The sequence below is a fragment of the Aestuariivirga litoralis genome (assembly GCF_015714715.1).
Classification (GTDB): domain Bacteria; phylum Pseudomonadota; class Alphaproteobacteria; order Rhizobiales; family Aestuariivirgaceae; genus Aestuariivirga; species Aestuariivirga litoralis_A.
On the sequence record NZ_WAHS01000002.1, the window covers coordinates 474,498 to 499,583 of the forward strand.

Annotated in this window: 24 protein-coding genes; 8 read left to right on the forward strand and 16 right to left on the reverse strand. The window is 59.1% G+C overall.

The features are described from left to right. Positions 1 to 22 precede the first annotated feature (22 nt). Both F8B91_RS14055 and F8B91_RS14060 read left to right on the forward strand, forming a co-directional pair. The gene (locus tag F8B91_RS14055) at positions 23 to 1,579 is read left to right on the forward strand and encodes a phospholipase D family protein (protein WP_210324397.1); all 1,557 of its coding nucleotides are present in this window, start codon (positions 23 to 25) and stop codon (positions 1,577 to 1,579) included. Between the two features lie 3 nt (positions 1,580 to 1,582). Continuing rightward, positions 1,583 to 2,281, forward strand: coding sequence for an endonuclease/exonuclease/phosphatase family protein (locus tag F8B91_RS14060; RefSeq protein ID WP_196504478.1), 699 nt, complete (start codon positions 1,583 to 1,585; stop codon positions 2,279 to 2,281). Here the strand turns inward: F8B91_RS14060 and F8B91_RS14065 are convergent. From F8B91_RS14065 to F8B91_RS14095, 7 genes are read right to left on the reverse strand one after another with little or no spacing between them, the layout of a single operon-like run. Beyond that, positions 2,278 to 3,405: an ABC transporter permease gene (locus tag F8B91_RS14065; protein WP_196504479.1), complete on the reverse strand. Its 1,128-nt coding sequence runs from the start codon at positions 3,403 to 3,405 to the stop codon at positions 2,278 to 2,280. The two genes, F8B91_RS14060 and F8B91_RS14065, sit on opposite strands and share 4 nt — an antisense overlap. Next, on the reverse strand, positions 3,402 to 4,325 hold the full coding sequence (locus F8B91_RS14070; protein ID WP_196504480.1) for an ABC transporter ATP-binding protein: 924 nt from the start codon (positions 4,323 to 4,325) through the stop codon (positions 3,402 to 3,404). Before F8B91_RS14070 ends, F8B91_RS14065 begins: the two co-directional genes overlap by 4 nt. Further along, positions 4,322 to 5,293, reverse strand: coding sequence for an HlyD family secretion protein (locus F8B91_RS14075; protein ID WP_196504481.1), 972 nt, complete (start codon positions 5,291 to 5,293; stop codon positions 4,322 to 4,324). Before F8B91_RS14075 ends, F8B91_RS14070 begins: the two co-directional genes overlap by 4 nt. A gap of 41 nt (positions 5,294 to 5,334) precedes the next feature. Further along, positions 5,335 to 5,691 (reverse strand): GFA family protein, encoded by a 357-nt coding sequence (locus F8B91_RS14080; RefSeq protein ID WP_196504482.1) that lies wholly within the window; start codon positions 5,689 to 5,691, stop codon positions 5,335 to 5,337. A 3-nt stretch (positions 5,692 to 5,694) separates the two neighbouring features. Then, entirely contained in the window at positions 5,695 to 6,144 is a 450-nt protein-coding gene (locus F8B91_RS14085; protein WP_196504483.1) for an SRPBCC family protein, read from the reverse strand. A gap of 24 nt (positions 6,145 to 6,168) precedes the next feature. Next, the gene (locus F8B91_RS14090) at positions 6,169 to 6,918 is read right to left on the reverse strand and encodes a VOC family protein (RefSeq protein ID WP_196504484.1); all 750 of its coding nucleotides are present in this window, start codon (positions 6,916 to 6,918) and stop codon (positions 6,169 to 6,171) included. A 4-nt stretch (positions 6,919 to 6,922) separates the two neighbouring features. Beyond that, on the reverse strand, positions 6,923 to 7,543 hold the full coding sequence (locus F8B91_RS14095) for a TetR/AcrR family transcriptional regulator (protein WP_196504485.1): 621 nt from the start codon (positions 7,541 to 7,543) through the stop codon (positions 6,923 to 6,925). 171 nt (positions 7,544 to 7,714) lie between these two features. Here F8B91_RS14095 and F8B91_RS14100 point away from each other — a divergent pair, with 171 nt between their 5' ends. From F8B91_RS14100 to F8B91_RS14120, 5 genes are all read left to right on the forward strand, one after another. Then, positions 7,715 to 9,061 carry an efflux RND transporter periplasmic adaptor subunit gene (locus F8B91_RS14100; protein WP_196504486.1) on the forward strand — a complete coding sequence of 449 codons (1,347 nt, stop codon included), beginning with the start codon at positions 7,715 to 7,717 and terminating at the stop codon, positions 9,059 to 9,061. Continuing rightward, positions 9,058 to 12,186 (forward strand): efflux RND transporter permease subunit, encoded by a 3,129-nt coding sequence (locus tag F8B91_RS14105; protein ID WP_196504487.1) that lies wholly within the window; start codon positions 9,058 to 9,060, stop codon positions 12,184 to 12,186. The genes F8B91_RS14100 and F8B91_RS14105 overlap by 4 nt, the downstream gene beginning before the upstream one ends. Before the next feature lie 85 nt (positions 12,187 to 12,271). Continuing rightward, positions 12,272 to 13,552 carry an efflux RND transporter periplasmic adaptor subunit gene (locus F8B91_RS14110; protein WP_196504488.1) on the forward strand — a complete coding sequence of 427 codons (1,281 nt, stop codon included), beginning with the start codon at positions 12,272 to 12,274 and terminating at the stop codon, positions 13,550 to 13,552. Positions 13,553 to 13,560: 8 nt separating this feature from the next. Next, on the forward strand, positions 13,561 to 14,253 hold the full coding sequence (locus tag F8B91_RS14115; RefSeq protein WP_196504489.1) for an ATP-binding cassette domain-containing protein: 693 nt from the start codon (positions 13,561 to 13,563) through the stop codon (positions 14,251 to 14,253). Between the two features lie 8 nt (positions 14,254 to 14,261). Next, entirely contained in the window at positions 14,262 to 15,470 is a 1,209-nt protein-coding gene (locus tag F8B91_RS14120; protein ID WP_196504992.1) for an ABC transporter permease, read from the forward strand. Here F8B91_RS14120 and F8B91_RS14125 read toward each other — a convergent pair. From F8B91_RS14125 to F8B91_RS14150, 6 genes are all read right to left on the reverse strand, one after another. Continuing rightward, the gene (locus F8B91_RS14125) at positions 15,457 to 16,212 is read right to left on the reverse strand and encodes a hypothetical protein (protein ID WP_196504490.1); all 756 of its coding nucleotides are present in this window, start codon (positions 16,210 to 16,212) and stop codon (positions 15,457 to 15,459) included. The genes F8B91_RS14120 and F8B91_RS14125 overlap by 14 nt on opposite strands. A 41-nt stretch (positions 16,213 to 16,253) precedes the next feature. Further along, the gene (locus F8B91_RS14130) at positions 16,254 to 17,456 is read right to left on the reverse strand and encodes a lytic murein transglycosylase (protein WP_196504491.1); all 1,203 of its coding nucleotides are present in this window, start codon (positions 17,454 to 17,456) and stop codon (positions 16,254 to 16,256) included. 335 nt (positions 17,457 to 17,791) lie between these two features. Continuing rightward, positions 17,792 to 18,487, reverse strand: coding sequence for an ATP phosphoribosyltransferase (gene hisG, locus F8B91_RS14135; protein WP_196504492.1), 696 nt, complete (start codon positions 18,485 to 18,487; stop codon positions 17,792 to 17,794). Then, a complete protein-coding gene (locus F8B91_RS14140) occupies positions 18,484 to 19,611 on the reverse strand; it encodes an ATP phosphoribosyltransferase regulatory subunit (protein ID WP_196504493.1) in 1,128 nt (375 codons plus the stop codon). Before F8B91_RS14140 ends, hisG begins: the two co-directional genes overlap by 4 nt. A 1-nt stretch (position 19,612) precedes the next feature. Next, on the reverse strand, positions 19,613 to 21,085 hold the full coding sequence (gene hisS, locus F8B91_RS14145) for a histidine--tRNA ligase (RefSeq protein ID WP_196504494.1): 1,473 nt from the start codon (positions 21,083 to 21,085) through the stop codon (positions 19,613 to 19,615). A 48-nt stretch (positions 21,086 to 21,133) separates the two neighbouring features. Further along, positions 21,134 to 21,709 (reverse strand): TetR/AcrR family transcriptional regulator, encoded by a 576-nt coding sequence (locus F8B91_RS14150; protein WP_196504495.1) that lies wholly within the window; start codon positions 21,707 to 21,709, stop codon positions 21,134 to 21,136. 115 nt (positions 21,710 to 21,824) lie between these two features. On the opposite strand from F8B91_RS14150, the gene F8B91_RS14155 reads away from it, so the two are divergent. Then, entirely contained in the window at positions 21,825 to 22,388 is a 564-nt protein-coding gene (locus tag F8B91_RS14155) for a pyridoxamine 5'-phosphate oxidase family protein (RefSeq protein WP_196504496.1), read from the forward strand. Positions 22,389 to 22,390: 2 nt separating this feature from the next. Here the strand turns inward: F8B91_RS14155 and F8B91_RS14160 are convergent, their stop codons facing one another. From F8B91_RS14160 to F8B91_RS14170, 3 genes are read right to left on the reverse strand one after another with little or no spacing between them, the layout of a single operon-like run. Continuing rightward, on the reverse strand, positions 22,391 to 23,236 hold the full coding sequence (locus F8B91_RS14160; RefSeq protein ID WP_196504497.1) for a fumarylacetoacetate hydrolase family protein: 846 nt from the start codon (positions 23,234 to 23,236) through the stop codon (positions 22,391 to 22,393). Continuing rightward, entirely contained in the window at positions 23,233 to 23,919 is a 687-nt protein-coding gene (locus F8B91_RS14165; protein WP_196504498.1) for a hypothetical protein, read from the reverse strand. Before F8B91_RS14165 ends, F8B91_RS14160 begins: the two co-directional genes overlap by 4 nt. Beyond that, positions 23,897 to 25,060 (reverse strand): alpha-hydroxy acid oxidase, encoded by a 1,164-nt coding sequence (locus F8B91_RS14170; RefSeq protein WP_196504499.1) that lies wholly within the window; start codon positions 25,058 to 25,060, stop codon positions 23,897 to 23,899. The genes F8B91_RS14165 and F8B91_RS14170 overlap by 23 nt, the downstream gene beginning before the upstream one ends. Between the last annotated feature and the right edge of the window lie 26 nt (positions 25,061 to 25,086).

Sequence of the window (25,086 nt, forward strand, 5' to 3'; positions counted from 1 at the left end):
CTGATACGCTGGCGCCGTGTTCTTGATTTTCTTCATCCTTGTTGTTGCATTGATTTGCGCGCTGGCCATCGTCGCCACGCGTGCGCTGTTTCCGCTGCCCAAATCCCATGGCAGCCGCGCCACGCACAACCATGAAGGCCCGAGCGAGCTGGGCCGCCGCTATGGCCCGCGCGCGCGACAGACGCCCAAGAGATCCGGCCTCTATCCCATTTCCAACGGGCAGGAAGCGCTGGCCATCCGGCTGGAACTGGCGAAGATGGCCAACCACAGCATCAACACGCAATATTATATTTGGAACGATGATCTCTCCGGTCAGCTGCTTTTGAGTGCATTGGTCGATGCGGCTGACCGTGGCGTGAAAGTCCGCATCATCATGGATGACAACACCACCGGCGGCACCGATGCGGTGTGGGCGGCCGCGGCCCAGCATGCCAATATCAGCGTGAAGCTGTTCAACCCGTTCCGCATCCGGCGTTTCCGCACCATCAATTACTTTGTTGATTTCATGCGCCTCAACCGCCGCATGCATAACAAGAGTTTTATCGTCGATGGCGTGGCCTGCATCGTGGGCGGGCGCAATGTGGGCGACAATTATTTTGCCGCAAGCACGGGCCCGCATTTCACGGATGTGGATGTGCTGGCCTTTGGCGAAGTGGTGCCGCATGTGGCGAAAGCCTTTGACAGCTACTGGACCTGTGCTTCGGTCTATGATGTGCGCGCCATCATCAAGCGCGGTGATCTCGATGCCCTGCGCCAGCGCCTGCAGGAAAGCAGCCAGAGCCCGCAAGCCATGGCGCTGAACCGCGACATGGCGAAATTTTCTTCCAGCCGCCAGATCAGCCGGGGCAAGTTGGCGCTGGAATGGGCACCGGCGCGGTTGCTGGTCGATCATCCGAAAAAGGGCCAGGGCAAAGCCAAGACCACCGATCTGGTGGCCGATCAGTTGCGGCCGGTCCTCGCCCGGGGCCAGCGCGAACTTAAAGTGGCCTCGGCTTATTTCGTGCCCGGCAAAGGCGGCACGCGTTTCCTGCAAAGCCTTGCGAAACGCGGTCTTGCCGTGCAGATCCTCACCAATTCGCTTTCGTCCAACAATTTGATCACTGTTCATTCCGGCTATGCGCGCTACCGCAAGAAATTGCTGCGCGCAGGCGTTGAGCTCTACGAACTCAAGGCCAACCGCAAAACCGAAACCGAAAAGGCCAAAGAAGATGCCAAGACTTCGCGGGTGAAGAAATTCTTCGGTGCATCAAGTTCCACGCTTCATGCCAAGGTGTTCATCCTGGACCGGCAGAAGCTTTTCATCAGCTCTTTCAACTTTGATCCACGCTCGATCTTTCTCAACTGCGAAATGGGCATCCTGATGGAAAGCGCTGTCCTGGCCCGCAACCAATTGCGCCAGGTCGAACAGCAGCTGCGCCGCAATTCCTACCGGCTGGAACTCCTCGACGGCCACCGTCTTATCTGGCTTGACCTGCAACGCCGGAAAATCGGGGTCCTTGGCCGCGAACCGGATACGGGCCTTAGCCGCCGCATCATGGTGTGGCTGATCAGCAAACTGCCTTTGGAATGGATGCTCTGATCCGTGCTCAAGATCGCCTCCTACAATGTTCACAAATGCATCGGCACGGATGGCAAGTTTTCGCCCGATCGTATCTTGAAAGTGCTGCACGAAATTGATGCCGACATCGTGGCGCTGCAGGAGGCCGACCTGCGTTTCGGCGACAAGCGCGGCCTGCTCAACCTCGAACAGCTGCGTGAAATGACCGGACTGGTGCCGGCGCAAATGCCCAATGCCGGCAAGAACCATGGCTGGCGCGGCAATGTGGTTCTGTCGCGGGAATCCATGGTGTTGAAGACCGAGCAAATCATCCTGCCGGGCGTCGAGCCGCGCGGCGCCGTCGTCGTCGACATGTTGATCCGGAAGCAGCACTTGCGCATCATCGCCACGCATTTCGGCCTGCTGCGCCGCTCGCGCGCGCAACAGGTGGAGCGTGTGCTGGAAATGGCGAAAGACACAAATCCGTTCTGTACCATCCTGATGGGCGACCTGAATGAATGGCGGCGCGGCAAACGCTCGGCCCTGAATGGGCTGGAACCGATCTTCGGTGCGATTACTGAATTCGTGCCCAGCTTTCCGGCGCGCTTTCCCATCCTGGCGCTGGACCGCATCCTGTGCCATCCGCGCAGCCGCCTCGAAAACATCGCCGTGCATGACAGCCGGTTGTCGCGCCGTGCCTCCGACCATCTGCCACTGACGGCAACATTGCGGGTGAGCAGCTAATCCAGCGTGACGCGGTAACGGCTGATCGCCACCGCCGACACGATCACCAGTGTAAGTGCCAGCACCGCAATCTCCGGCGCCATCTGGGTGAAGCTCGCGCCCTTGAGCATCAGCCCGCGCGTGATGCGAATGAAATGAGTGACCGGAATGCATTCCCCCAGCGCCTGCGCCCAGAAGGGCATGCCACGAAACGGAAAAGCAAAGCCCGACAACAGAATGGATGGCAGCATGAAGAAGAATGACATCTGCATCGCTTGCAGCTGGTTGCGCGCCACTGTCGAAAACGTAAAGCCGATGGCCAGGCTGACGCTGATGAACAGCAAGGTCGCCACCGCAAACAGCGGCACGCTGCCGAGGAAGGGCACGTTGAACAGCAGCTTCGATGCACCGAGAATGACCAGCACCTGCACCGTGCCGATCATCACATAGGGCGCGATCTTGCCGATCATCACTTCCAGGGGTTTGACCGGCATGGCGAGCAGATTTTCCATCGTGCCACGCTCATACTCGCGGGTGACGGCGAGCGCCGTCATCATCACCATCGTCATCGTCAGGATGACACCGAGCAGTCCCGGCACAATGTTGAAACGCGTCAGGCCTTCCGGATTATAACGCCGCTGCAGGATCACATTCACCGGCTGCGCCTGCGGCCGCAAAGTCAACAACGGCCCGGTGAGTTCTGTTGCCAAAACTTGTGCAATGGCGCCGTTCACCGCCGCAATCGCAGGCGCCACAGTGGCGGGATCTGTGGCATCGGCTTCCACATCAATTGCCACTTGTTCACGCCGCACCAGGCTGCGGAAGAACTGATCCGGAATGGTAATGATGAACTGCACCTCGCCCGCCTGCATCAGCGTGTTGGCTTCTTCCTCGGAATTCACTTCGCGGCTGGCGGCAAAATAGCCGGTATTGCCCAGCGAGCGAATGATGGCGCGCGACAGCGGTGAATGATCGTAAGATAGCACCGCCGCAGGCAGCGACTTGGGATCAGAATTGATTGCATAGCCAAACAACACCAGCTGCATCACCGGCATGGCGAACATCATCGCCATGGTGAGTGGATCGCGGCTGAGCTGCCGCGTTTCCTTGATGATCATCGCCAGCAAACGTTTGAGGCTGCTCATGCCGCCGCCATATTGTCTTGCGCCTGGCCCATCAGGTGGATGAACACGTCTTCCAGTGTGGGCGTGGCTTCGCGCCATTTGATGTTCTTATCTTTGATGCTATCCACCGCGCGCTTGAGAGCGGCCATATCCGGACTGCACAAATGCAATGAATTCCCGAAAGCCGCAGCGGCGGTGATGCCGGGTTCACGGCCCAATTGCACCGCCAACCGGTCAGCGCCATCACCGGTGGCCACCATGGCATGCAGGCCGGATGCGGCAATGATCTCCGCCGCCGTGCCTCGCGCCATCAGCTTGCCATATGCGATGTAAGCAATCTCGTGGCAGCGCTCGGCCTCGTCCATATAATGCGTGGAGACCAGCACCGTCATGCCTTCGGCCGACAGCGCATGGATCTCATCCCAGAAGGTGCGCCGCGCCTTCGGGTCCACCCCCGCGGTGGGCTCATCGAGCAGCAGCAATTTAGGCTGATGCAACACGCAGGCCGCCAATGCCAGCCGCTGCTTCCAGCCACCGGAGAGTGAGCCGGCCAATTGATTGCGCCTGTCACCCAGGCCCAAGCGGTCAATGGCACCACTCACCACTTTGGCCACCTGAGGCAGCTCATAGAGCTGGGCCACGAATTCCAGATTTTCCGAAATGGTGAGATCTTCATACAGGCCGAAGCGCTGCGTCATGTAACCGGTCTGGCGCTTGATGATCTCGCGGCCCTGAATGAGATCCTGGCCCAGCACCGTACCGCTGCCGCCATCCGGCGTGAGCAAGCCGCAGATCATCCGCAGCGTGGTGGTCTTGCCGGACCCATTGGGCCCGAGAAACCCGCAGATGCGCCCCTGCTCCAGCTTCAGGTCCACCTGATCGACGACTGTGCGCGTGCCGTAGCGCTTGATCAAGCCGGTGACGTCAATGGCCGCTGTCATGGCAGCGCATCGACCTGCACGGGAAGGCCCGGCTGCAATTCCGGATGCGCGCCCTCGATCCTGGCTTCCACCTGATAGACCAATTTGCCGCGCGCACTTTCAGAATAGATCACCGGCGGGGTGAATTCCGGCTGGGCGAAAATATGCGAGACTTTGGCCTTCAAACCCGTGGCGCAACCATCGCAGAAAAATTGCACCTCTGTTCCCGGCTGCAATTTTACGCGCGCAGGTTCGGGTACGAAGAAGCGAAGCACCAAGGCATCATCGGTGAGCAACGAAACCACCGGCTGGCCAGCAATGGCAACCTCGCCAATATTAAAGAACACATCGTCGACAATCGCATCGGCAGGCGCATGAACCGCCAGATTGTCCAGCTGCGCCTGTGCCTGATTGACCGCGGCTTGCGCCTGATCCGCACTGGACCTTGCCGCCGCAACAGCCTCAACGCGCGCCGGAAGTTGCGCCACCTTCTTGACCGCTTCGATCTCGGCGACTTTTGCCTTGGCGACTTCGACGGCCGATCGGTTGGCATCAAACTGCGACTGCGTGGCAATGCCGCGTGAATTGAGCGAGTCAGTCCGGTTGAAATTGGTCTGCGCCAGTTCCAGGCTGGATTTTGCCTCCGCCAGCTGCTGGTCATAGACCGCCAATTCTTCCGGCCTCTGGCCTTTCAGGAGATTTTGCAGATTGGCGGCAGCCACATCAAAACTGGCTTGCGCCTGCGCCAGCTGCGCCTTGGCCGCGGCATCATCCTGCGCGAACAGGACGCGGCCTGAGAGAATGCGCTCACCTTTTGCGGCCTTCATTCCCACGATGCGCGCAGTGGCAACCGGAGCCACCAGCACCATTCGCGCATCAACCGCACCCAGCCAGGCATTGCTTCCCGGCGCTGCCGGAAGCCAGGCGCTGCGGAAATAAAACGCGGCCAGAGCCAGCGCGATGACAAGAATGGGAATGACGCGTTTCATTCCAGCACGATAGAGCGGCAGAAGCTTTCCGTCGAGACGGCTTACATTGCCCTTCCATCCACATGATGTGACTTCAACTGGCGCGGCTCGACACCTTCCAGGCAGTTCACATTCACCGCCGCCATTTCCACGCCGGCCTTGGTGACGGCGCGGGCATAGCTCTGGATACCGCAGGTTTTGCAGAACAGATGATGGATGCTGTTCGTGTTGAACAGATATTCCGTCAGGTTCTCTGCGCCGCGTTCAAGCTTGAAATTCTCAATCGGCGTGAAAGCGAGAACCGAGCCCAGCCTTTGGCAGCGCGAGCAATTGCAGGTGACGGTTTTATCGATATCGACATCCACCTGATAATGCACCGCGCCGCATTGGCAGCCACCTTGATAGTGCTGAACCGCCATGGCTTAGACGCCCGGTGCGGTGAGCATTTCGACGAACTGCTCCAGCTGCTTCAGTGAATCCTGCCAGCCGAGATTGCACATTTCTTGCGGGATGGCATCCGGAATTCCGGCTTGGGTGATGACCAGATCGGTTCCGCACATCACCTTTTTCAGGGTGACAGTGACCGGCATTTCACCTGGCATGTTGGGATCATCGAACTTGTCGACATAGACCAGCTTTTCGCCGGGGACCATTTCCTTATAGGTGATGAAGAAACTGTGGCTGTTGCCACTGTCAAATTCAGTGAAGCTCATTTTCGACGTGCCACCCACTTTGGGATCATGGGTATGCACCGTGCCTGTATAACCGGCGGGCGGCAGCCATTTTGACATCGCTTGGGCATCGATGAAGGCCTTGTAGACACGCGCCGGCGGCGCTTTCAGGACGCGGTGAAAAGTGAGTGTGTAGGGCATGGTGTTTCCTCCGATTTGAAATTGTTATTTTGTCTTGCTGAGCAGCGAGAAGAACGCGCCTTGCGGATCCTGGGCATTGACGATCCAGAAGCCGCCGGGCACTTGATGCGGGCCCATCAGCACTTTGCCGCCGCCCTTGGTGAGGCGGGTGATCGCAGCATCAACGCCATCGACCCAGAAATAATAAGCCCAGACCGCCATCGGCATGGCGTCAAACTTTTTCATCATTCCGCCCGCATCCTGGCCGTCGATCTGGAAGACTTGATAATCGCCATGCTCGCCCATCGGCATGGTCATGCCCTTGGTCCAGCCGAACATCTTGGAATAGAAATCCCAGGCCTTGTTCAGGTCTCCGGCATGAAGCTCGTTCCAGCCGATGGTGCCCAGGCTGCCCACTTCCGGGACCTTGCGCTCCTCGGTGGAGAGCGGAGACATGATGTTGAAGTTGGCACCGGTCGGATCGCCCAGCACCGCCATGCGCAGCACACCCGGCACGTCCCAAGGCTCGCGGTGAACTACGCCACCGAGTGACTTGGCCTTGGCGCATGCTGCGTCCACATCCGGCGTGTAGATATAGCCGGACCAGAATGGCGGCATGCCCTTCAAATTCACAGGCGTGGCCATGATACCACCCACACCCAGCTTCTGGGTTTCAACCACCGTGTATTCCGGCATCTGGGGCGAATAAGTCCAGCCCACCACATCGGCGTAATATTTCTTTGCCGCCTCGACATCAGGCGTCATCAGGTCGTGCCAGACAAATGGATTTTGCATTGTGTTACTCCTCGTTGGCGTGATGAAACAAAAGTTCGATATAGCGCCGCAGATGCACAATCATCGCATCAGCGGTGGCACCGTCATTGGTGGCTTTCGCCAGAACATAAGCGCCCTGGATGACAGCTTGTGTATGCAGCGCCAGTGATTGCGGGGACCATGAAGCCTCCGGCGCATGCCTGGCTTTGGCGGCGGCAATGATTTCTTCCACGCTTCCGGCATGGGTCATGATGCCGACCAGGCAGGCTTCGCGAATGGCGGGGCTTGAAGCATATTTTTCCTGCACCATGGTGCCAAGGAAACAGGAGAATTCAGCGAGACTGCGGCCCTTCAGCAGATCACGACGGAATTCCACATAGCCGATGAGCTGATCGAGCGGGTCTTCAAACTTGCGATAATCGGCGCTTTCGAATGCGGCACTGGTGACCGTGGTCCAGAACTTTGTGGCCTCCACCGCCAGTTGTTCCTTGCTCGGAAAATGATGGAAGAATGCCCCCTTGGTTACGCCCGCAGCGCGGCACAGCTCATCGACCGAAGTTGAATCATAACCTTCCTCGCGCACCAATTTAAGCGCTGCGCCCAAAAGCCGGTCTCGTGCAGGAAGTGGTGATGCAAGCTGGTTCATACCTACGCTATATACCGACCGGTTGGTATGTGTCAAGTGCTCAGATTCTCTGCAACCATATGCATGACCAAAACGTAATTGGTTTTCGTCACCCGTCCTTTTTGAATTGGACGGATTGATGCCGTATTCAACGTCTATATTTTGCTTCGCAACATGAAAGCTGGGACCGGCATGGCACGTACGAGAGTTGTTATTGGCGGCATCGCTGTTCTGGCGCTGCTGGGTGCTGGTTATTGGAAATACCATACAAGCACCCTGCCCGCTGCCGATGCCACCCAGCAGACATCCACCACAACCACAGGCACCACGCCGAAGGCAGGCGCCAAGCGGGCCGCCCAGCCCACTCTGGTTAAGCTGGCTGACGTAACCACCAGCGATTTCCCCGTGATTGAGCGCAGCTATGGCACCATGGCGAGCCCGCAAGTCGTCAACGTCAACGCCCGCGTGGCCAGCCAGATCACCAAGGTGAATGTGCAGGATGGGCAATTGGTAAAAGCTGGCGACGTTCTGGTCGAATTGGATGACCGCACCTTGCAGGCCACGCTGGCCAAGGACCAAGCCACACTCGCCAAGGACCAAGCCGCATTGGTCAATGCCCAGATCGTTCTCGACCGCGCGCAGTTGTTGTTCAGCAAAAGTGCGGGCGCGAAACAGGACGTGGATACGGCGACCGCAGCCCAACAGGCCGCACAGAAAACCGTCGATGCCGATCAGGCAGTGATTGATGCCGACAAGCTGCAGCTGGATTTCGCCAAAGTGCGCGCACCCTTTGATGGCAAGCTCGGCACGGTGAACGCCGTGACGGGAGCGCTGGTTGCCGCTTCCACCAATTCAGTCGCCACCAGCGCGCTGATGACCATCACCCAGATGCAGCCGCTGAAAGTGAATTTCCGCCTGCCGGAACAGGCCCTCACCGCCTTGCGCGCCAAGACTGATGCCACAGGTGCGGCCACTGACAATTCCGTTATGGTGCGCGCTTATGGCTCGGGCACGCATGATCTGCTCGACACTGGCAAGCTCACCTTCATCGATTCCAGCGTGGATGCCGCATCAGGCACCATCGCGCTGGCCGGTGAAATGGCCAATACCAAGCTGTCGCAATGGCCGGGTCAGCGCGTCGATGTGGAATTGGAATATGACAAGATCACCGGTGCCACCACCGTGCCCACCGTTGCGATCCAGCAGGGTCAGATCGGCGCTTACGTTTGGGTGGTCGGCGCCGACAACAAGGTCAAGGCCACGCCTGTCAAAGTGGCGCGCTATGAGGGCGAGAAGGCTGCCATTTCTGATGGGCTGACGGTCGGCCAGAAAATCGTCATCGAAGGACAGGCCAAATTGCAGGATGGCGGCGAAGTCCGCACTGGTGCAAGCAAGGATCAGAAGACGCCGGACGCGACTGCAGCCAAGCCTGCCAAGGACGAGGCTGCTTCGGGTGGAGCTGAAGCCGCAACACCGGATACCGGCGGCGCGATGACGAAGAAGAAAACCACCGGCACGACCGAGGCCACCCAGCCATGAATATTTCCCGCTTCTGCATCAACCGGCCGGTTGCAACGATCCTGATGTCGGTGGCCGTTTTGCTGGGCGGCCTTTTTGCCTGGAAGCTTCTCCCCGTAGCGGCACTGCCGCGCGCTGAATTCCCAACGATCAACATTTCCGCCAATCTTCCCGGCGCTTCGCCGGACATCATGGCCACATCGGTCGCAACGCCACTGATCAAACAGTTCGCCACCATTGCCGGCATTGATGCCATTTCGACCTCGAACTCGCTGGGCTCGACCAACATCACCATCCAGTTTGAACTGAGCCGCAACATCGATGCCGCGGCCGCTGACGTGCAGGCTGCCATTTCGCGCACCCAGCGCCAGCTGCCGCAGAACATGACGCAGCCGCCCAGCTACCGGAAGGTGAACCCGGCGGATGCGCCGATCATGCTGATCGCACTGAAATCCAGCATCGCGTCAATGACCGACCTCAACGACATTGCCGAAAACGTGATCTCGCCCACGCTCTCCACGCTGGATGGCGTGGCGCAGGTTTTGATTTTCGGCTCGCAGCAATATGCGGTGCGCATCCAGATTGATCCCGATGCATTAGCCGCCAAGAACATCACGGTGGGCCAATTGCAGGAGGCGGTATCATCGGCCAATGCGCTCACACCCTTGGGCACGCTTGTCGCTGGCCCGCAGCAGCTCACGCTGGTGGCCAATACCCAGCTTTCCAATGCCGAGGAATTCGGAAATCAAGTGATCGCCAGCCGCAACGGCAATGACGTGAAACTGCGTGACGTGGCCAAGGTGATTGATAGCGTCGCCAACAACCAGTCCGCCGCCAGCTATGACGGCACGCGCGCCATCATCCTCGCCATCCAGCGCCAGCCGGACGCCAATACGGTGGACGTGGTGGACAAGGTTCAGGCTTTGCTGCCCACCATCGCAGAAGAACTTCCCGCCACCGCAACGGTGGTGAAGATGAGCGACCGCGCCACGTCGATCCGCGATTCATTGCATGACTCGCTGTTGACGCTGGCCATGACCATCGTGCTGGTCATCGTGATCTGCTACGTCTTCATCCGCTCGGCCCGCGCCACCATCATCCCCGCCGTGGCCGTGCCCATTTCGCTGATCGGCACATTGGGCATCATGTACCTGCTCAATTTCTCCATCGACAATATTTCATTGATGGCAATCACGCTGGCCGTGGGCCTCGTCGTCGATGATGCCATCGTGATGATGGAAAACATCGTGCGCCACATGGAAGAAGAGCACAAAGGCCCGTTCGAGGCAGCACTCGCCGGTTCTGCTGAAGTGGGCTTCACCATTTTGTCGATCTCGGTTTCGCTGGTCGCGGTGTTCATCCCCGTGCTGCTGATGGGCGGCGTGATCGGCCGCATCTTCAATGAATTCGCCGTGGTGGTCACCGTGGCCATCGTGGTATCGATGTTTGTCTCGCTCACGCTGACGCCCATGATGTCGTCGCGCATCCTGAGTGAAGATCATACGCCGGGCGCCCTGGGGCGCTTTTTTGAAACCCTGCTGAATGGCCTCACCTCTGCCTATGCCTGGCTGCTGGGGATCTGTCTCAAGTTCCACCCCGTTGTGTTTGCCGTCTTCGTGCTGTCCATCGGCGCCACTGTATTTATGTACCAGGCCTTGCCCAAGGGCTTCTTCCCTACGGAAGACATCGGCCAGCTTTCGATTTCCACCCAGGGCCGGCAGGACATTTCCTACACCACCATGAAGAAGCTGCAGGATGAACTGGCCGCAAAGGTGAAGGCCTATCCCGGCGTGGACCATGTGGGTTCCGCTGTCGGCTCCTCTGGTGGTGCAATGAATACGGGCCGCATGTTTGTGGACTTGAAGCCCAAGGCTGAACGCGGCGATCTCAACACCGTGCTCACCGATATGCGCCGCATTCTGAATTCTGTGCCCGGCATCACCGCCACCGCCTCGCCACAGCAGAATTTGAATATTGGTGCGAGACAGGGCGCCAGCGCCAACCAGCTGGTGGTGCAATCGCTCAACTCAGCCCAGATGTATGACTGGGCCCAGAAACTGGCAGACGCTATGACCAAGGACCGTGCTGTCTTCACCGATGTGTTGACTGACGCGCAGAACACCTCACTGCAAGCCAAGCTGGTGGTGGACCGCGACAAGATGCAGGCGCTGGGCGTGGGCTCGGATGTGTTGCGCTCGACACTCTATGCCGGCCTCGGCGGCCAGCAGGTGGCCACCATCTACAATGGCGGCAACAATTATGAAGTGGTGATGGAGTTGGACCCCGCAGTGGATTGGACGCCGGAACGCGTCGAGACGCTGCAAGTGACCACCACAAATGGTACGCTGGTGCCGCTGGGCTCCTTCGCGCATGTTGAACGCAGTGCGGGCGCACTGACCGTCAACCAGCTGGGCCAGCTGCCAGCCGTCACCGTCTCCTTCAACTTGCCGCAAGGTGTAGCACTGGGCACGGCATCGGATGAAATCACCAAGCTGAAATCTGATATCGGCTGGCCCACCACTGTCACCACCGCCTATTATGGCACGGCCAAGACCTTCCAGGATTCAACCGCTGGCCAAGGCTGGCTGATCCTCGGTGCCATCCTCACGATCTATATCGTACTGGGTATTCTCTACGAAAGCTTCATCCACCCGCTCACCATTCTGTCGGGCCTGCCGGCCGCGGCGGCGGGTGCGCTGGGCGCGCTCTATATTTTCGGTTTCGATCTCTCGCTGATCGCAGTGATTGGGCTTCTAATGCTGATCGGCATCGTGAAGAAAAACGCCATCATGATGATTGACGTGGCGCTGCATCTCAGACGCAGTGGCATGAGCGCGCGTGATGCCATTCACAAAGCCTGCCTGATGCGCTTCCGCCCCATCATCATGACCACGTTGGCGGCACTGATGGGCTCGCTGCCAATTGCACTCGCCGCAGGTGCCAGCTCGGAACTGCGCCAGCCTTTGGGCGTGGCGGTGGTCGGCGGTCTGGTCGTGTCACAGGCGCTCACCCTGTTCATCACGCCGGTGCTCTACATCTATATGGAAGGCCTTTCGAACTGGCTGACCGGCACGGCACCAGCCACTGTAACGCCGCCGGAAAAGAAGCCGCGGCGCTTGCGCCAGGTGCAACAACCGGCGGAATAAGCCTTTAATCCGCCTCGCTCGTTTCCCATATGCGGCAACGGATTTGACGTGACGCTACGTCACTTAATGAAATGATTGTAACCTCATGACCCCGACCACCCTCCCCGCCAAAGGGGATATCGAAGAAGCCCTGGGCCTTTCGGCACGGCGCAAATCCTCTGCCCGGCGCAAGCGCTGGCTGTGGATGCTACTGGTGCTTGCGCTGGCCGCGGGTGGCTATTTCCTGTGGCAGCGCCACAATGCATCCACCGCAGCGATCACTTATGACACGACGCCGATCACCCGCACCGATGTGACCGTGAAGGTCGCCGCCACCGGCACAATCGCACCCGTCACCGAGGTTGATATTTCCAGCCAGCTTTCCGGCGTGGTAAGCGAAGTGCGCGTGCAAGAAAATGCCCAGGTCAAAAAGGGTGATGTTCTGGCCATGCTTGATCAGACGCGCCTGAATACGCAGCGCGCCGGCAGCGCCGCCAAATTGGCGGTGGCTGAAGCCGCGACTGCCACAGCAAAATCCACGCTGTCTGAACAATCCCAGATTCTTGAGCGCCAGAAAGCTCTGGCCAAAACCGGCAACGCCGCAACCCAGACACTGGACAGTGCTGCAGCCAGCGTGGACCGTGCCGAAGCCGCCGTGCAATCAGCAGAAGCGCAAGTGATTTCCGCCAAGGCTGATCTCGCCACCATTGATACGGACCTCGCCAATAGCGTGATCACTGCACCCATTGACGGCATCGTGCTGAAACGCAGCGTGGAGCCCGGCAACACCGTAGCGTCCTCGCTGTCAGCCCCCGTGCTGTTCCAGATCGCGGGTGACCTGAAGGAACTCGAACTCAACGCCAATATCGATGAAGCCGATATGGGCCAGGTGAAAGAAGGCCAGGATGCTTCTTTCACTGTAGATGCTTACCGCGACCGGCAATTCCCCGCGCAGATCCAGCGCATTTCGTTTTCGCCGCTGACGGTGGATGGCGTGGTGACTTACACTTCGGTTCTGTCTGCCGCCAACCCCGACCTCGCTTTGCGCCCCGGCATGACGGCCACCGCCTATGTCACCGTGGCATCTTATCCGCAGGCGCTCGCGGTGCCCAATGAAGCCTTGCGTTACAAGCCACCCGTGGCCACACGCACCCGCAACTTCTCGATCACCAGCCTGATCATGCCGCGCCCGCCGCGCGACAATGCGGCGAAGAAAGTTACTGCCTCTGACACGGGCCGCAAGATCTATGTGTTGCGGGATGGCAAGCCGGTGGCTGTTCCCGTCGAACTCGGCGCGAGCGACGGCAAGGTCACCATCGTCAAGGGCGAGGGCTTGAAGGAAGGCGACTTGGTCGTCACCGCGCAGAAACAAGCTGGCGCCTCGTGATACCGAAAGTGAAGAAGCAGCCGCTGATTTCCCTGCGCCGCGTCACCCGTGTTTACGGTGAAGGCGAGAGTGAAGTGCGCGCACTCGCGGGCATTGATCTTGATATCGCGCAGGGCGAATTCCTCGCGGTGATGGGGCCATCCGGCTCCGGCAAATCCACCGCGATGAACGTGCTGGGCTGCCTCGACCGGCCAACCACCGGCTCATATCAATTTCAGGGCGTCGATATCACCGGCCTCGACAATACGGGCCGCGCGCTGTTCCGGCGCAACTATCTGGGCTTTGTGTTTCAGGGCTTCAACCTTCTGGCCCGCACCACGGCGCTCGAAAATGTGGAACTGCCGCTCACCTATCGCGGCACGCCCAAGGCTGAGCGCGAAGAAAAGGCAGCCATTGCGCTGGAACGCGTGGGCCTCGGCGGGCGCGAAGATCATGTGCCTTCAGCACTGTCTGGCGGGCAGCAGCAGCGCGTGGCGATTGCGCGTGCCATTGTGAGCGACCCGCAGGTTCTGCTGGCCGATGAACCCACCGGCAATCTCGACAGCGCCCGCAGCCATGACATCATGAAGCTGCTGCAAAAACTGAACCAGGAACAGGGCATCACCATCATCATGGTGACGCATGAGCCTGACATGGCGGCCTATGCATCGCGCCAGATCCATTTCGCCGACGGCCATATCGCGCAGGAGCATGTGGCCTGATGGATGCGATGATCCTTGAATCCGTAAAACTGGCGATCCGCACCATCAGCCGCAACATCATGCGTTCAGTGCTCACACTGCTCGGCATCGTGATCGGTGTGGCAGCCGTGATTGCCCTCGTCACGATAGGCCAAGGCACGCAAGCCAAGGTGACGGCTGATCTGTCTTCGCTGGGCACTAACATCGTGATCGCCAGGCCGGGCTCGCAACAGCCGGGCCCGCCCACCGGCAATGAAGCGCGCAGTTTCGCGGTGCGTGATGTGGAGGCGCTGCGCAATGGGTTGAAAAACATTCGCGGCCTTTCGCCGACCAGCACAAAATCCACCAAGGCCGTCTATGGCGTGAATTCCGAAACCACCACGGTGACGGGGGCAGAGCCGGATTACTTTACGGTGCAGGATTGGGGCTTTTCCGAAGGCACATCCTTCACCGACAATGACACGAGAGCCGGCACCAGCGTCTGCGTGATCGGGCAAACCTTGAAGACCGATTTGTTCGACGGCCAAAGCCCAATCGGCAAGGCACTGCGCCTGGGCAATTTCACTTGCACCGTGAGCGGCGTTCTCGAATCCAAGGGCCAATCGGCCTTCGGCAGCGATCAGGACAATACAGTGGTCATGCCGCTGCGCGCCTTCCAGCGCAAACTAGCCGGCAATACGCGCATCGCTAACATCGCTGTCTCCGCCAGCACGCAGGAAGACATTGCCGCCGTGGTCGATAGTATGACTGCGATTTTGCACGAAAGCCGCCGCATCGGCGACAGCGGGGAAGATGATTTCAGCGTGCGCGACATGTCCACGCTCTCCGCCATGCTCACTTCCACCACCACAGTGATGACCGGGCTGCTTGCGGCCGTAGCGGCCGTCAGTCTCGTGGTCGGCGGTATCGGCATCATGAATATCATGCTGGTTTCGGTGACCGAGCGCACACGCGAGATCGGCATCCGCCTGGCCATCGGCGCACTCGCCAATCAGGTGCTGACGCAGTTCCTGGTCGAAGCCGTGGTGCTGTGTCTGCTGGGTGGACTTCTCGGCATCACACTGGGCTTGAGCATCGCCTTCATCGGCAGCATGGCGCTGTCGGTGCCCTTCGTCATCGTGCCCGGCATCATCGCGCTGTCGTTTGGATTTTCAGGATTGATCGGCTTGGTCTTCGGCTATTTCCCCGCGCGCCGCGCCGCCAGCCTAGATCCGATTGAAGCCCTCAGGCACGAATAAATTTCAGCGCCACGCCCTGCACGACTAGCGTGGCGGCGATGGCTAATGAAAACGCCAACACGATTCCAAGTTTGGGCAGAGCCAATCCCGTGATGAAGAAGAAAGTGGCAAAGCCATAAAGCGCCAACACCAGCCCGCGCAAAACCTGCCGGGCCATTTCATCGCCCTGCAATCGATGCGCGAATACCGTCAGGATCGCGCCAAAAACCGGAAAACTTGCCAGCGCGCCAGTCAGCTTGGCTCCGGTGAATTGCGCCGACGCCGTCAATGACAAAACCTGCACAATCACGATGATCATGCGCGCTGGCAAATCCCACCAGGGCGGCGGCAGGCTGCTACGCTCTACACTCCGGTGCGGAATGAACCGCGCCACTACGGTGAGCGTGGCAAGCGCAATGGCGAAATATCCCAGATGTGAGAAGGGCGCGAAGGTCATCAACAGCGCCCAGATCGCATAGGCCACGGAGCCTGCAAACAGCGCAACACCCCAGCCCAACTGCGCCACCAAAGCGTAAGCCAGGCCGAACCAGGCCTGCCCCGCTGTGCCGATCAACGAACCATTGCTGGCCACAGCCGCAAAATCAGCCCCATGCTGGATGGCGAGGAAGATCGCGACCGGCCCCGACGTGAGCGGCAGGCCCACAAACCAGCCGCCAACCGCATCGCCCCAGCGCCGCCCGGCCAGGCTGGCAATCACGATCAGCACCGGCGGCACGATCAGCTTGAACAGAAGAAGGCTCACACCGCTCCCTGCTGGCAGCGGCAAGAGGAATGCGGCGGCAACTATTGCCCCATCAGCTTCGCAATGAAGGCGGGCGTCGGATAGCTATCCGCCGGCCAGCCCATTTTCAATTGCTCGGCCTTCACCGCAGCGCGTGTGCCAGCACCGATCTTGCCATCGGCTTTGCCCACATCATAGCCATGGCCATCAAGATAGTTCTGCAACGCCACAACTTGCTCATAAGTCGGTGGCGTCACCGGTGCGCGCCCCGCAGAAACTGGCGGAGCGCCAGCAATACGCGTGGCGAGATAGGCCGCAGTGGTGGAATAGATCAGGCTCTCATTCCACTTCAGATAGGCTTTCAGGAAATTCGGATAGGCGAGGAACGCCGGGCCATCCTTGCCCATCGGCAACAACAGAGCGGCCGGCATTTTATCAGCCTTGATCGGCTGACCATCGCGCGTGGCAATGCCCCACTTGGCCCATTCGGCGCGGCTGTGGGTAATGGCAAGATCGGCCTGATCCCAGGGCAGATCAGCGGTGATCTTCACTTCCTGCAGCCAGGGCTGGCCCGCAGCCCAGCCGCTCTTTTTCAGAAGATTGGCGGTGGAGGCGATCACATCCGGCACGGAATCGCGCAGGTTCACTTTGCCGTCACCGTCAAAATCAACGCCACTCGTATCATAATCATAGGCCATGAATTGCGTCTGGCCGATTTCACCGGCCCAGGCGCCTTGCATTTCTTCCGGCGACAGCCAGCCCTTGTCGATCAGATGCAGAGACGGAATGATCTGCGGGCGGAATTTTTCCGGGCGGCGGCAATCCCACGCCAAAGTCACCAGCGACTGCACCGTAGGCGAAGAGCCCATGAAGCCGCCGAAATCGGTTTCCAAAGCCCAGAAGGCGGTGATCACCGGCGCAGGCACGCCGAATTGCTGTTGCACGGCATCAAAGGTGGCCTTGTTCTTGGCAATCAGCGCGCGGCCCTTGGTGACGCGGCCATCGGTGGCCATCTTGCCAGCAAACTGCAAGAAGCTGGTGGCGAATACATTCTGCGCCCGGTCACGCTTGATGATGCCGGGGTCATACTTCGCGGCACTCAGCACCGCCATCGCGGTGGGCGAAATGCCCTTGGCTGCCGCTTCCTTCTTCACCTGCGCCAGAAAGCCATCAAAACCCTGCGCGGTATTTCCACAACTGGCAGCCATGGCGGAGGACGAGGCGAGGCCGATGGCAAGCCCGAAAAGTGCGGCGGAAAATTTCATGAAGAGCTCCTCGAATCAATGTGGACCATCAAAAGGCCAAGTGCGCGGCAGGTCAAATATTCGATGACAACAGGGATGAGCGAAAATGTGGCGGACATGTCGATTCAAAAAAAGAGGCCCGCGGTTTCCCGCAGGCCTCCTCTTGAACGCGGCGACACTAAATCCTTGTCAAACCGTGCCGGGACCGGGGGCGATACCTCAGCAAAGCTGACATGGGTCTAACAAGTCAAGCCGACGTCAAGTTCCGATTTATTAATTGATCGCAACCTGACAGAAAAAATAACCCAATGCAATCCGTGTTCACCAGTTACGCAAAGGCAGAAAGCCAAAGCGCTTTAGTGATGCAGTTTTCGAGCGAGCAATTTGTTGAAATCCTGGAAGCGCGGGTCGGATTCCGCCGATTTTCTAACCGCCAGCACGGCACAGGATTGCAAAATAACTCCATCATCCAGAATCTTGAGATGGTTGGCGGAAAGCGTGGCTCCACTGGTGGTAATATCCACAATCAGCTCTGCGCTGCCTGCTGCTGGCGCACCCTCGGTGGCTCCTAAGCTTTCGACGATACGGTATCCGGTGACCCCCGCTTTTGCGAAGAAACGGCGAGTGAGATTGAGATACTTGGTAGCGACCCGGAGCCTTCTGCCCTGGCTGGCATAAAACTGCTGCGCCACTTCATCAAGATCAGCCATATGGGCCACATCCAGCCAGAAATCCGGAACCGCGACGACCACATTGGCGGACCCAAAACCGAGCCGCAAAACGGCATCGGCCACTTGCGCATCCGGTGCGATTTTCTCGCGCAACAGGTCTTCACCTGTAATGCCGGCATCGATCTCGCCGGATTTGAGCGCGCTGGCAATGTCGGATGCCGACAGGAAGGCCACTTCCACATCCGGCAGGCCGGAAAGAATGCCGCGGTAGCCGCGATCAGACCCGATGCGCTCGATCTTGAACCCGGCCTCTTCGATTAGCGCTTGCGCCTGTTCCATCAGGCGGCCCTTGGAAGGCAGACCCAGGGTGAGCGTTTTCATGCCAACACCGCCTGCACCCGCTCAGTGTGAATGGCAAAGCCTAAGGCGGGGATGCGTGTGGATGCGCCAAGGTCAGACAGCATGTCATCGTAACGGCCGCCACCGGCAATGGCGATGCCACCGGCTTCCACCTGGAACACAAAGCCAGTATAGTATTCAATCTCGCGGCCGAAATTCGCTGAGAAATGAAAGCGCTTGGGATTGAGCCCCTGCTCTTCCAGCGCGGCGAGGCGCTGGCTGAAAGAGGCAGCGGCCGCCGCGAAATTTTCTGCACCCGGAACGTTGCCCAACTTGGCAGCGATGTCTTCTGCTCCGCCTTCCAGCGCCAGATAGGATTCAAGCGCCGTCACCGCCTTGGCCGGAAGCGGCGCTTCCGACCTGTCGGCCAATTTTTCCGCAAGGCGTGCGGCCACGTCGCTTAAGGCGCGCGCGCCCTGTTGCGGCAAATCATTTTTTTCCAGCCAGACTCGTGAAGCCACTGATGCCGACTGCGTGCCGATCGTGTCGATGATTGCGGAAATACTGCTGCGCGCCTTGGTGCCGCCATCGGTGAAAGATTGTAGCAGAGTCCGGAACGCGGATGGCCGCCAGAACTGGTGCTTCAACCGGCGGCGCCAACGATCCGGCATCGGCGTATCGGCCAGCAAGGCCGCAAACAGGCCCACATCGCCAATCGTGACCTTGAGATTGGAAAGGCCAGCCGCCTCCAGCGCCGAGATCGCCAGTTTCAACATGCGCGCTTCGGCAGCGACAGCATTGCCCGCGCCAAACCATTCGAGGCCTGCCTGGGTGAATTCCTGTGGGCTGAGCCGCTCATCAGGAAAACGAAAAGCCGGGCCGAGATAAGAATAGCGTGCTTCTTTTTCAGGTGCGGGCGCATGGCTCAAATGAAAGCGGCAGGCCGGCACGGTGAGATCAGGCCGCAGGCAAAGTTCATTGCCATCGGGATCGCTGAACACAAAGGTGCGGGCGCGAATGTCTTCGCCCGAACGTTCCAGAAAAATATCGGCCGGCTGAATGATGTCGGGCGCAATCTGTTCAAAGCCCGCACGTTCCAGCACCGCCATGATGGCCGTGTTCTGCTTGGACAGCGCCTCGCGCTGCTGCGACGTGCGGCCTGCCATATCAGCCCAGCATCTTCTTTACTTGTTCGACCATCTGCGCTTCCGGCACGGAAACCTGCGCCAAGCGCTGGCTGGCATATTCTTCATGGCTGGTTATATTGGCGGCCAATTCCGCACCCAAACGCAAATCCTTGATCTGTACTTCGCCCTTGGCCTTTTCGTCACCGCCTTGAATGACAACCAAAGGTGCTCCGCGCTTGTCGGCATATTTCATCTGCTTGCCCATGTTCCCGGTGCCGATGAACATCTCGGCGCGGATACCAGCGGTGCGCAGAAGCTGCACGAATTTCCAGTAATCGCCCTGCCGGTCTTTATCCATCACGGTCACGATGACCGGGGCAAGCGTATCCTGCGTGGCGGCCTTGCCGACCAGCTTCAGCGCCGAATAAAGACGCGACACGCCAATTGAAAAGCCAGTAGCTGGAGTCTGTTGCCCAGTGAAACGCGCGACAAGATCATCATAGCGCCCGCCGCCACCGACGGAACCAAAGCGCACGGTATTGCCGTCTTCGTCCTTGGTCTCCATCAGGAGTTCGCATTCGAAGACCGCACCGGTGTAGTACTCGAGCCCGCGCACCACGGAAGGATCAACCTTCACACGGTCGGCACCATAACCTGCCGCATCAAAAATCACCTGCATCGCAGACAGCTCGTTCAAACCCGACGCGAAAATTTCGTTGGCGCGAAATGCTGCGGCTTTATCACTACTGCGCAACGCGTCGAACGGGTTTTCCAGCAGAACCATCACTTGCGCGGCCTGCTCATCATTGAGCTCGGCACCCTTGGTGAAATCACCGCTCTCGTCCTTGCGGCCTGCACCGAGAAGCAGCTTCACGCCCACCAGGCCAAGCTTGTCGAGCTTGTCCATGGCGCGCAGCACTGTGAGGCGCCGCGCAGCATTTTCATCACCGCCAAGGCCGATGGCCTGAAGTGCGCCATCGAGAATCTTGCGGCTGTTGGCCTTGAGCACATAGGACCCGCGCGCGATGCCCAGCGCTTCCATCGTATCGGCCGCCATCATGCAGACTTCGGCGTCTGCTGCGGGCGAACTTGAGCCTACCGTATCGGCATCAAACTGCATGAACTGACGGAAACGCCCCGGTCCCGGCTTTTCGTTTCGAAACACCCAGCCCTGCCGGTAGCTCCGGAAAGGCGTGGGCAGCTTCAAATGGTTCTCTGCTACATAACGTGCCAAGGGGGCGGTCAGATCATAACGCAGGGAAAGCCACTGCTCGTCATCGTCCTGGAAGGAAAACACGCCGGCATTCGGCCGGTCTTGGTCCGGCAGGAACTTACCCAGCGCATCAGTATATTCAATGAAGGGCTGCTCGACCGGCTCAAAGCCATAGGATTCATAGACCCGCTGGATCGTCGCCAGCATGGCACGCACGCCGCGGATTTCATCGGCGTCAATGTCACGGAAGCCCTTGGCCACGCGGGCCTTGGGGCGGGATGTTTTGGCTTTGTCGCTCATGGGGCGGCTTGTAGTCGATCAATCCGCCACGCTCAATACCAAAGGAATTCAGCTTTCCTGCTGTCCTAGCAATTCGCCCGGCAGCTGCCGCAACATATTCTGGAACGGCGCCGTGGTGCCAAGGCTGCGGCACAGAACAAGGCTGCCCTCAAGCAGGGTCATCGCACGTTCGGCCCGGCTGGCGGCCACATCTTTTCTGGCACCGGCACCCTCAGCAAATTTTGCCAGCGCCGCGAGCAGGCCTCGGGTCATCTCGGCAATCTGCCGGTTGTGTCGCGCCTCGCCCGGCGCATTCGAAACAAGCTTGTTCAGCAGGCAGTTCTTTCGCCCACCATTGTAGAATGCATCCAACTGCCGGACGAGTTCTTTCACCCGTTCCTGCGGGGATGTGTCCTGCCCCAGCATGTCGATCACGTGGGCCTGCATGACCGCTTGCGTCACCCGAAGCACCTCTTCCGCCATCTGTTCCTTGCCGCCTGGAAACCGATGGTAAAGGCTGGCCCGCTGCAACCCGCTGGCCCGGCTCAGCTCAGCCAGCGAAGAGCCTTCAAACCCTTCCGCCTTGAAAACATCCGCCAGTCTTTCGACAAGATCGGCATCGCTAACCAACGAGGGACGCGCCATCTGATCACTCCTATCCAATCGGGATCACCCCATTTCAGAACGATCAGTCAAATACAACTTGACAATCGTGTTGTCACGAGTATTTTACCGATCGTTCGGTTATTAGGAGTGTAACATGCCCCGTGGTTTCAGCAAGATCGCCTTCACAGCCCCGGTTCGTGACCTGCAGGAGCGTGACGGCAGCCGCAAAGCCTATGCCAGATTTGAAAGCGGGCCAGAAACGATCGACAGGATTGGCCCTGCCGAAGCCGCCTTCATCGCCGCGCGTGACAGTTTCTACATGGCCACAGTGAGCGAAAACGGCTGGCCATACATCCAGCACCGTGGCGGACCGGCCGGATTCCTGCGAGTTCTCAGCGAAACTGAAATCGGCTTTGCCGACTATTCCGGCAATCGCCAATTCATCAGCACCGGCAATCTGGCGGGCGATGACCGTGTCTCACTCTTCCTGATGGATTACCCCCATCGCACACGCCTGAAAATTCTCGGTCATGCGCGCGTGGTCAACGAAAGTGACACAGCTACAATGGCGAAGCTCGCCATCGATGGCTACAAGGCCCGCGTCCAGCGCGGAATCATTATCACGATGGAAGGATTTGACTGGAACTGCCCACAACATATCACGCCGCGTTTCACCGCGGCGGAAGCGATGGCACTCACCGGCGAGCGCGCTGGCTGAAACTACTTGTCCCGCTTCACCACCTGGCGCTGGATGCCCAGGCCGTCGATGCCGATAACCATCTTGTCGCCGGGCTTCAAATATTGCGGCGGCTTCATGCCCATGCCCACGCCGGGCGGGGTGCCGGTGGTGATGATGTCGCCCGGCATCAGGGTGAAGAATTCCGACAGGTAAGCCACGATGAAGGCCACGCCATAAACCATCGTCTTGGTCGAGCCGTCCTGCACGCGCTTGCCGTTCAGCTCCAGCCAGAGATGCAGATCCTGCGGGTCCTTCACCTCGTCCTTGGTCACCAGCCACGGGCCGACGGGGCCGAACGTGTCATAGCACTTACCCTTGGTCCACTGACCGGAACGTTCGATCTGGAACTCACGCTCGGAAAGATCATTGACCACGCAATAGCCGGCCACATGCTTCATCGCGTCTTTCTCGGTGATGTTCTTGGCCTTGCGCCCGATGATGACGCCCAGTTCCACTTCCCAATCCGACTTCTGCGAGCGCGGCGGAATGGTCACCACGTCATTGGGGCCGGATAGGCACGATGTGTGCTTAGTGAACACCACTGGCTCCGGCGGAACCTTCAGGCCGCTCTCGGCCGCATGGTCGGAATAGTTGAGGCCGATGGCAACGAATTTCTGCGGATTGGCAATGCAGGCACCGATGCGCGGCTTGCCCGGCACCTTCGGCAGCTTGGCGATATCGAGCTTCTTAAGCTTGGCGAGGCCAGCGGGCGAAACGGCATCGCCATCGAGATCCTTGATCACCTTGTGCAGGCTGCGGATATGGCCATGCTGATCGAGAATGCCAGGCTTTTCCTTGCCCTTCGGGCCGTAACGCAGAAGCTTCATGATTTATCCCATTGTTGCGCAGATGGATGCCAGCGCGGTTTATAGCCTCTGGCCAAAATTGCAATGATCGACGGTGGCGTGAGGAGGCGAGATGCGCTCTGCATGGGCACGGGTGAGTAATAACCGGTGAAGGTCCAATGCAGAAGCTGGCCGGATTTCACCGCGTAAGCCTCGCCATCAATTTCAAGCATGCAGCCATCCGGCAAAGAGCCCTCATCCGCCTTCGGCACCTTCTCCCATCGCTGCGCGACGGGCGAAGGCGACAGATTGAAAGCTTCCCCACATTCGACTTCTCCTGTCCGAAGGATGGGAGAAGGTGGCCGAAGGCCGGATGAGGGCTCTGTGCGTTCCACATGCACGCGGCGGTCAAAGCTTTCGACCTTTTCACCGCCCAGAAAATCCTTCGCGTCTTGCCGTCTGCAATAAAAACATGGCCTGTGCCCGGCGGCCAGCGCCGTGACCTCGTCCAGAAAAAAAAGCGACGTATATCCCTGCCCCATCGCCTCGTGATGGGCGTTCTTGTAATGCAGTTCGCAACAGATCCAGTGCTGGCTGGCCCAGCGCCTTTTGCCTAAGGTCTGATCATGGCGGTGGAACTTGCCGCCGCGATTGCCCATCATCGTGCCGCGCGCGGCTACAGCGTGAAGCTCACCCCAGGGATCAACGCGATTTTGCAGGGGCATCGAGAAGATTGTGCCGGCCGATATTCTTGATCAACCGTTCACCGCACAGGGCCATGGTAATATCGAGTTCCGACCGCAGAATTTCCAGCGCGCGAGTCACGCCCGCTTCACCGGCAGCACCCAGCCCGTAAACATAGGCGCGCCCCACCATCGTGCCCTTGGCGCCCAGCGCCAGCGCGCGCATCACATCAATGCCGGTGCGGATGCCGCTATCAATCCACACATCTGCATTCTTGCCCACGGCGTCCACAATCGGCCCCAGCATGTTGATGGTGGCCGGCGCGCCATCCAGCTGACGCCCACCATGATTGGAAACGATGATCGCATCAGCGCCCTTCTTGGCAGCGATCTTGGCATCCTCGACATCGTTGATACCCTTGAGGATCAGCTTGCCGCCCCATTCCTTGCGGATGAAATCAATCGAAGACCAATCCAGCGTCTGGTCAAACTGGTGATTGGTCCATTCGGCCAGTTCCTCCATATTCACCACGCCAGCAACATGGCCCTGAATATTGCCAAACGTCCGGTTCTTGGTGCCCAGCATGCCCAGCGCCCAGCGCGGCTTGGTCATCATGTTGGCGATATTGGCTAGCGTCATTTTGGGTGGCGACGACATGCCATTCTTCAAATCCAGATGGCGCTGGCCCAGCACCTGCAGATCAAGCGTCAGCACCAAGGCTGAGCATTTCGCCGCCTTGGCGCGCGCGATCATGCGGCGGGTGAAATCCCGGTCGCGCATCACATAGAGCTGGAACCAGAAGGGCCTTTCAACATGCGCTGCCACTTCCTCGATCGAGCACACACTCATGGTGGAGAGCGTATAGGGCACACCGAATTTCTGAGCCGCGCGGCAGGCGAGGATTTCACCATCGGCATGGTTCATGCCCGCCGAACCAATCGGCGCCAGCGCCACTGGCATCGCAACTTTTTCGCCCAGCATGGTGGATTCAGTAGAGCGGTTATCAATATTCACCGCCACCCGCTGGCGCAAATGATAGTTCTGGAAAGCCTTGGTGTTCTCAATGAAGGTGCTCGTGGTGTACGAGCCCGTCTCGCAATAATCATGGAAAACGCGTGGCACCCGCTTCTTGTAAATACGGTACAGGTCTTCGATGGCGGGGGCTTGGGCGGGGGTGAGCATAGACCAGCATTAACGCGCCCGGTGCG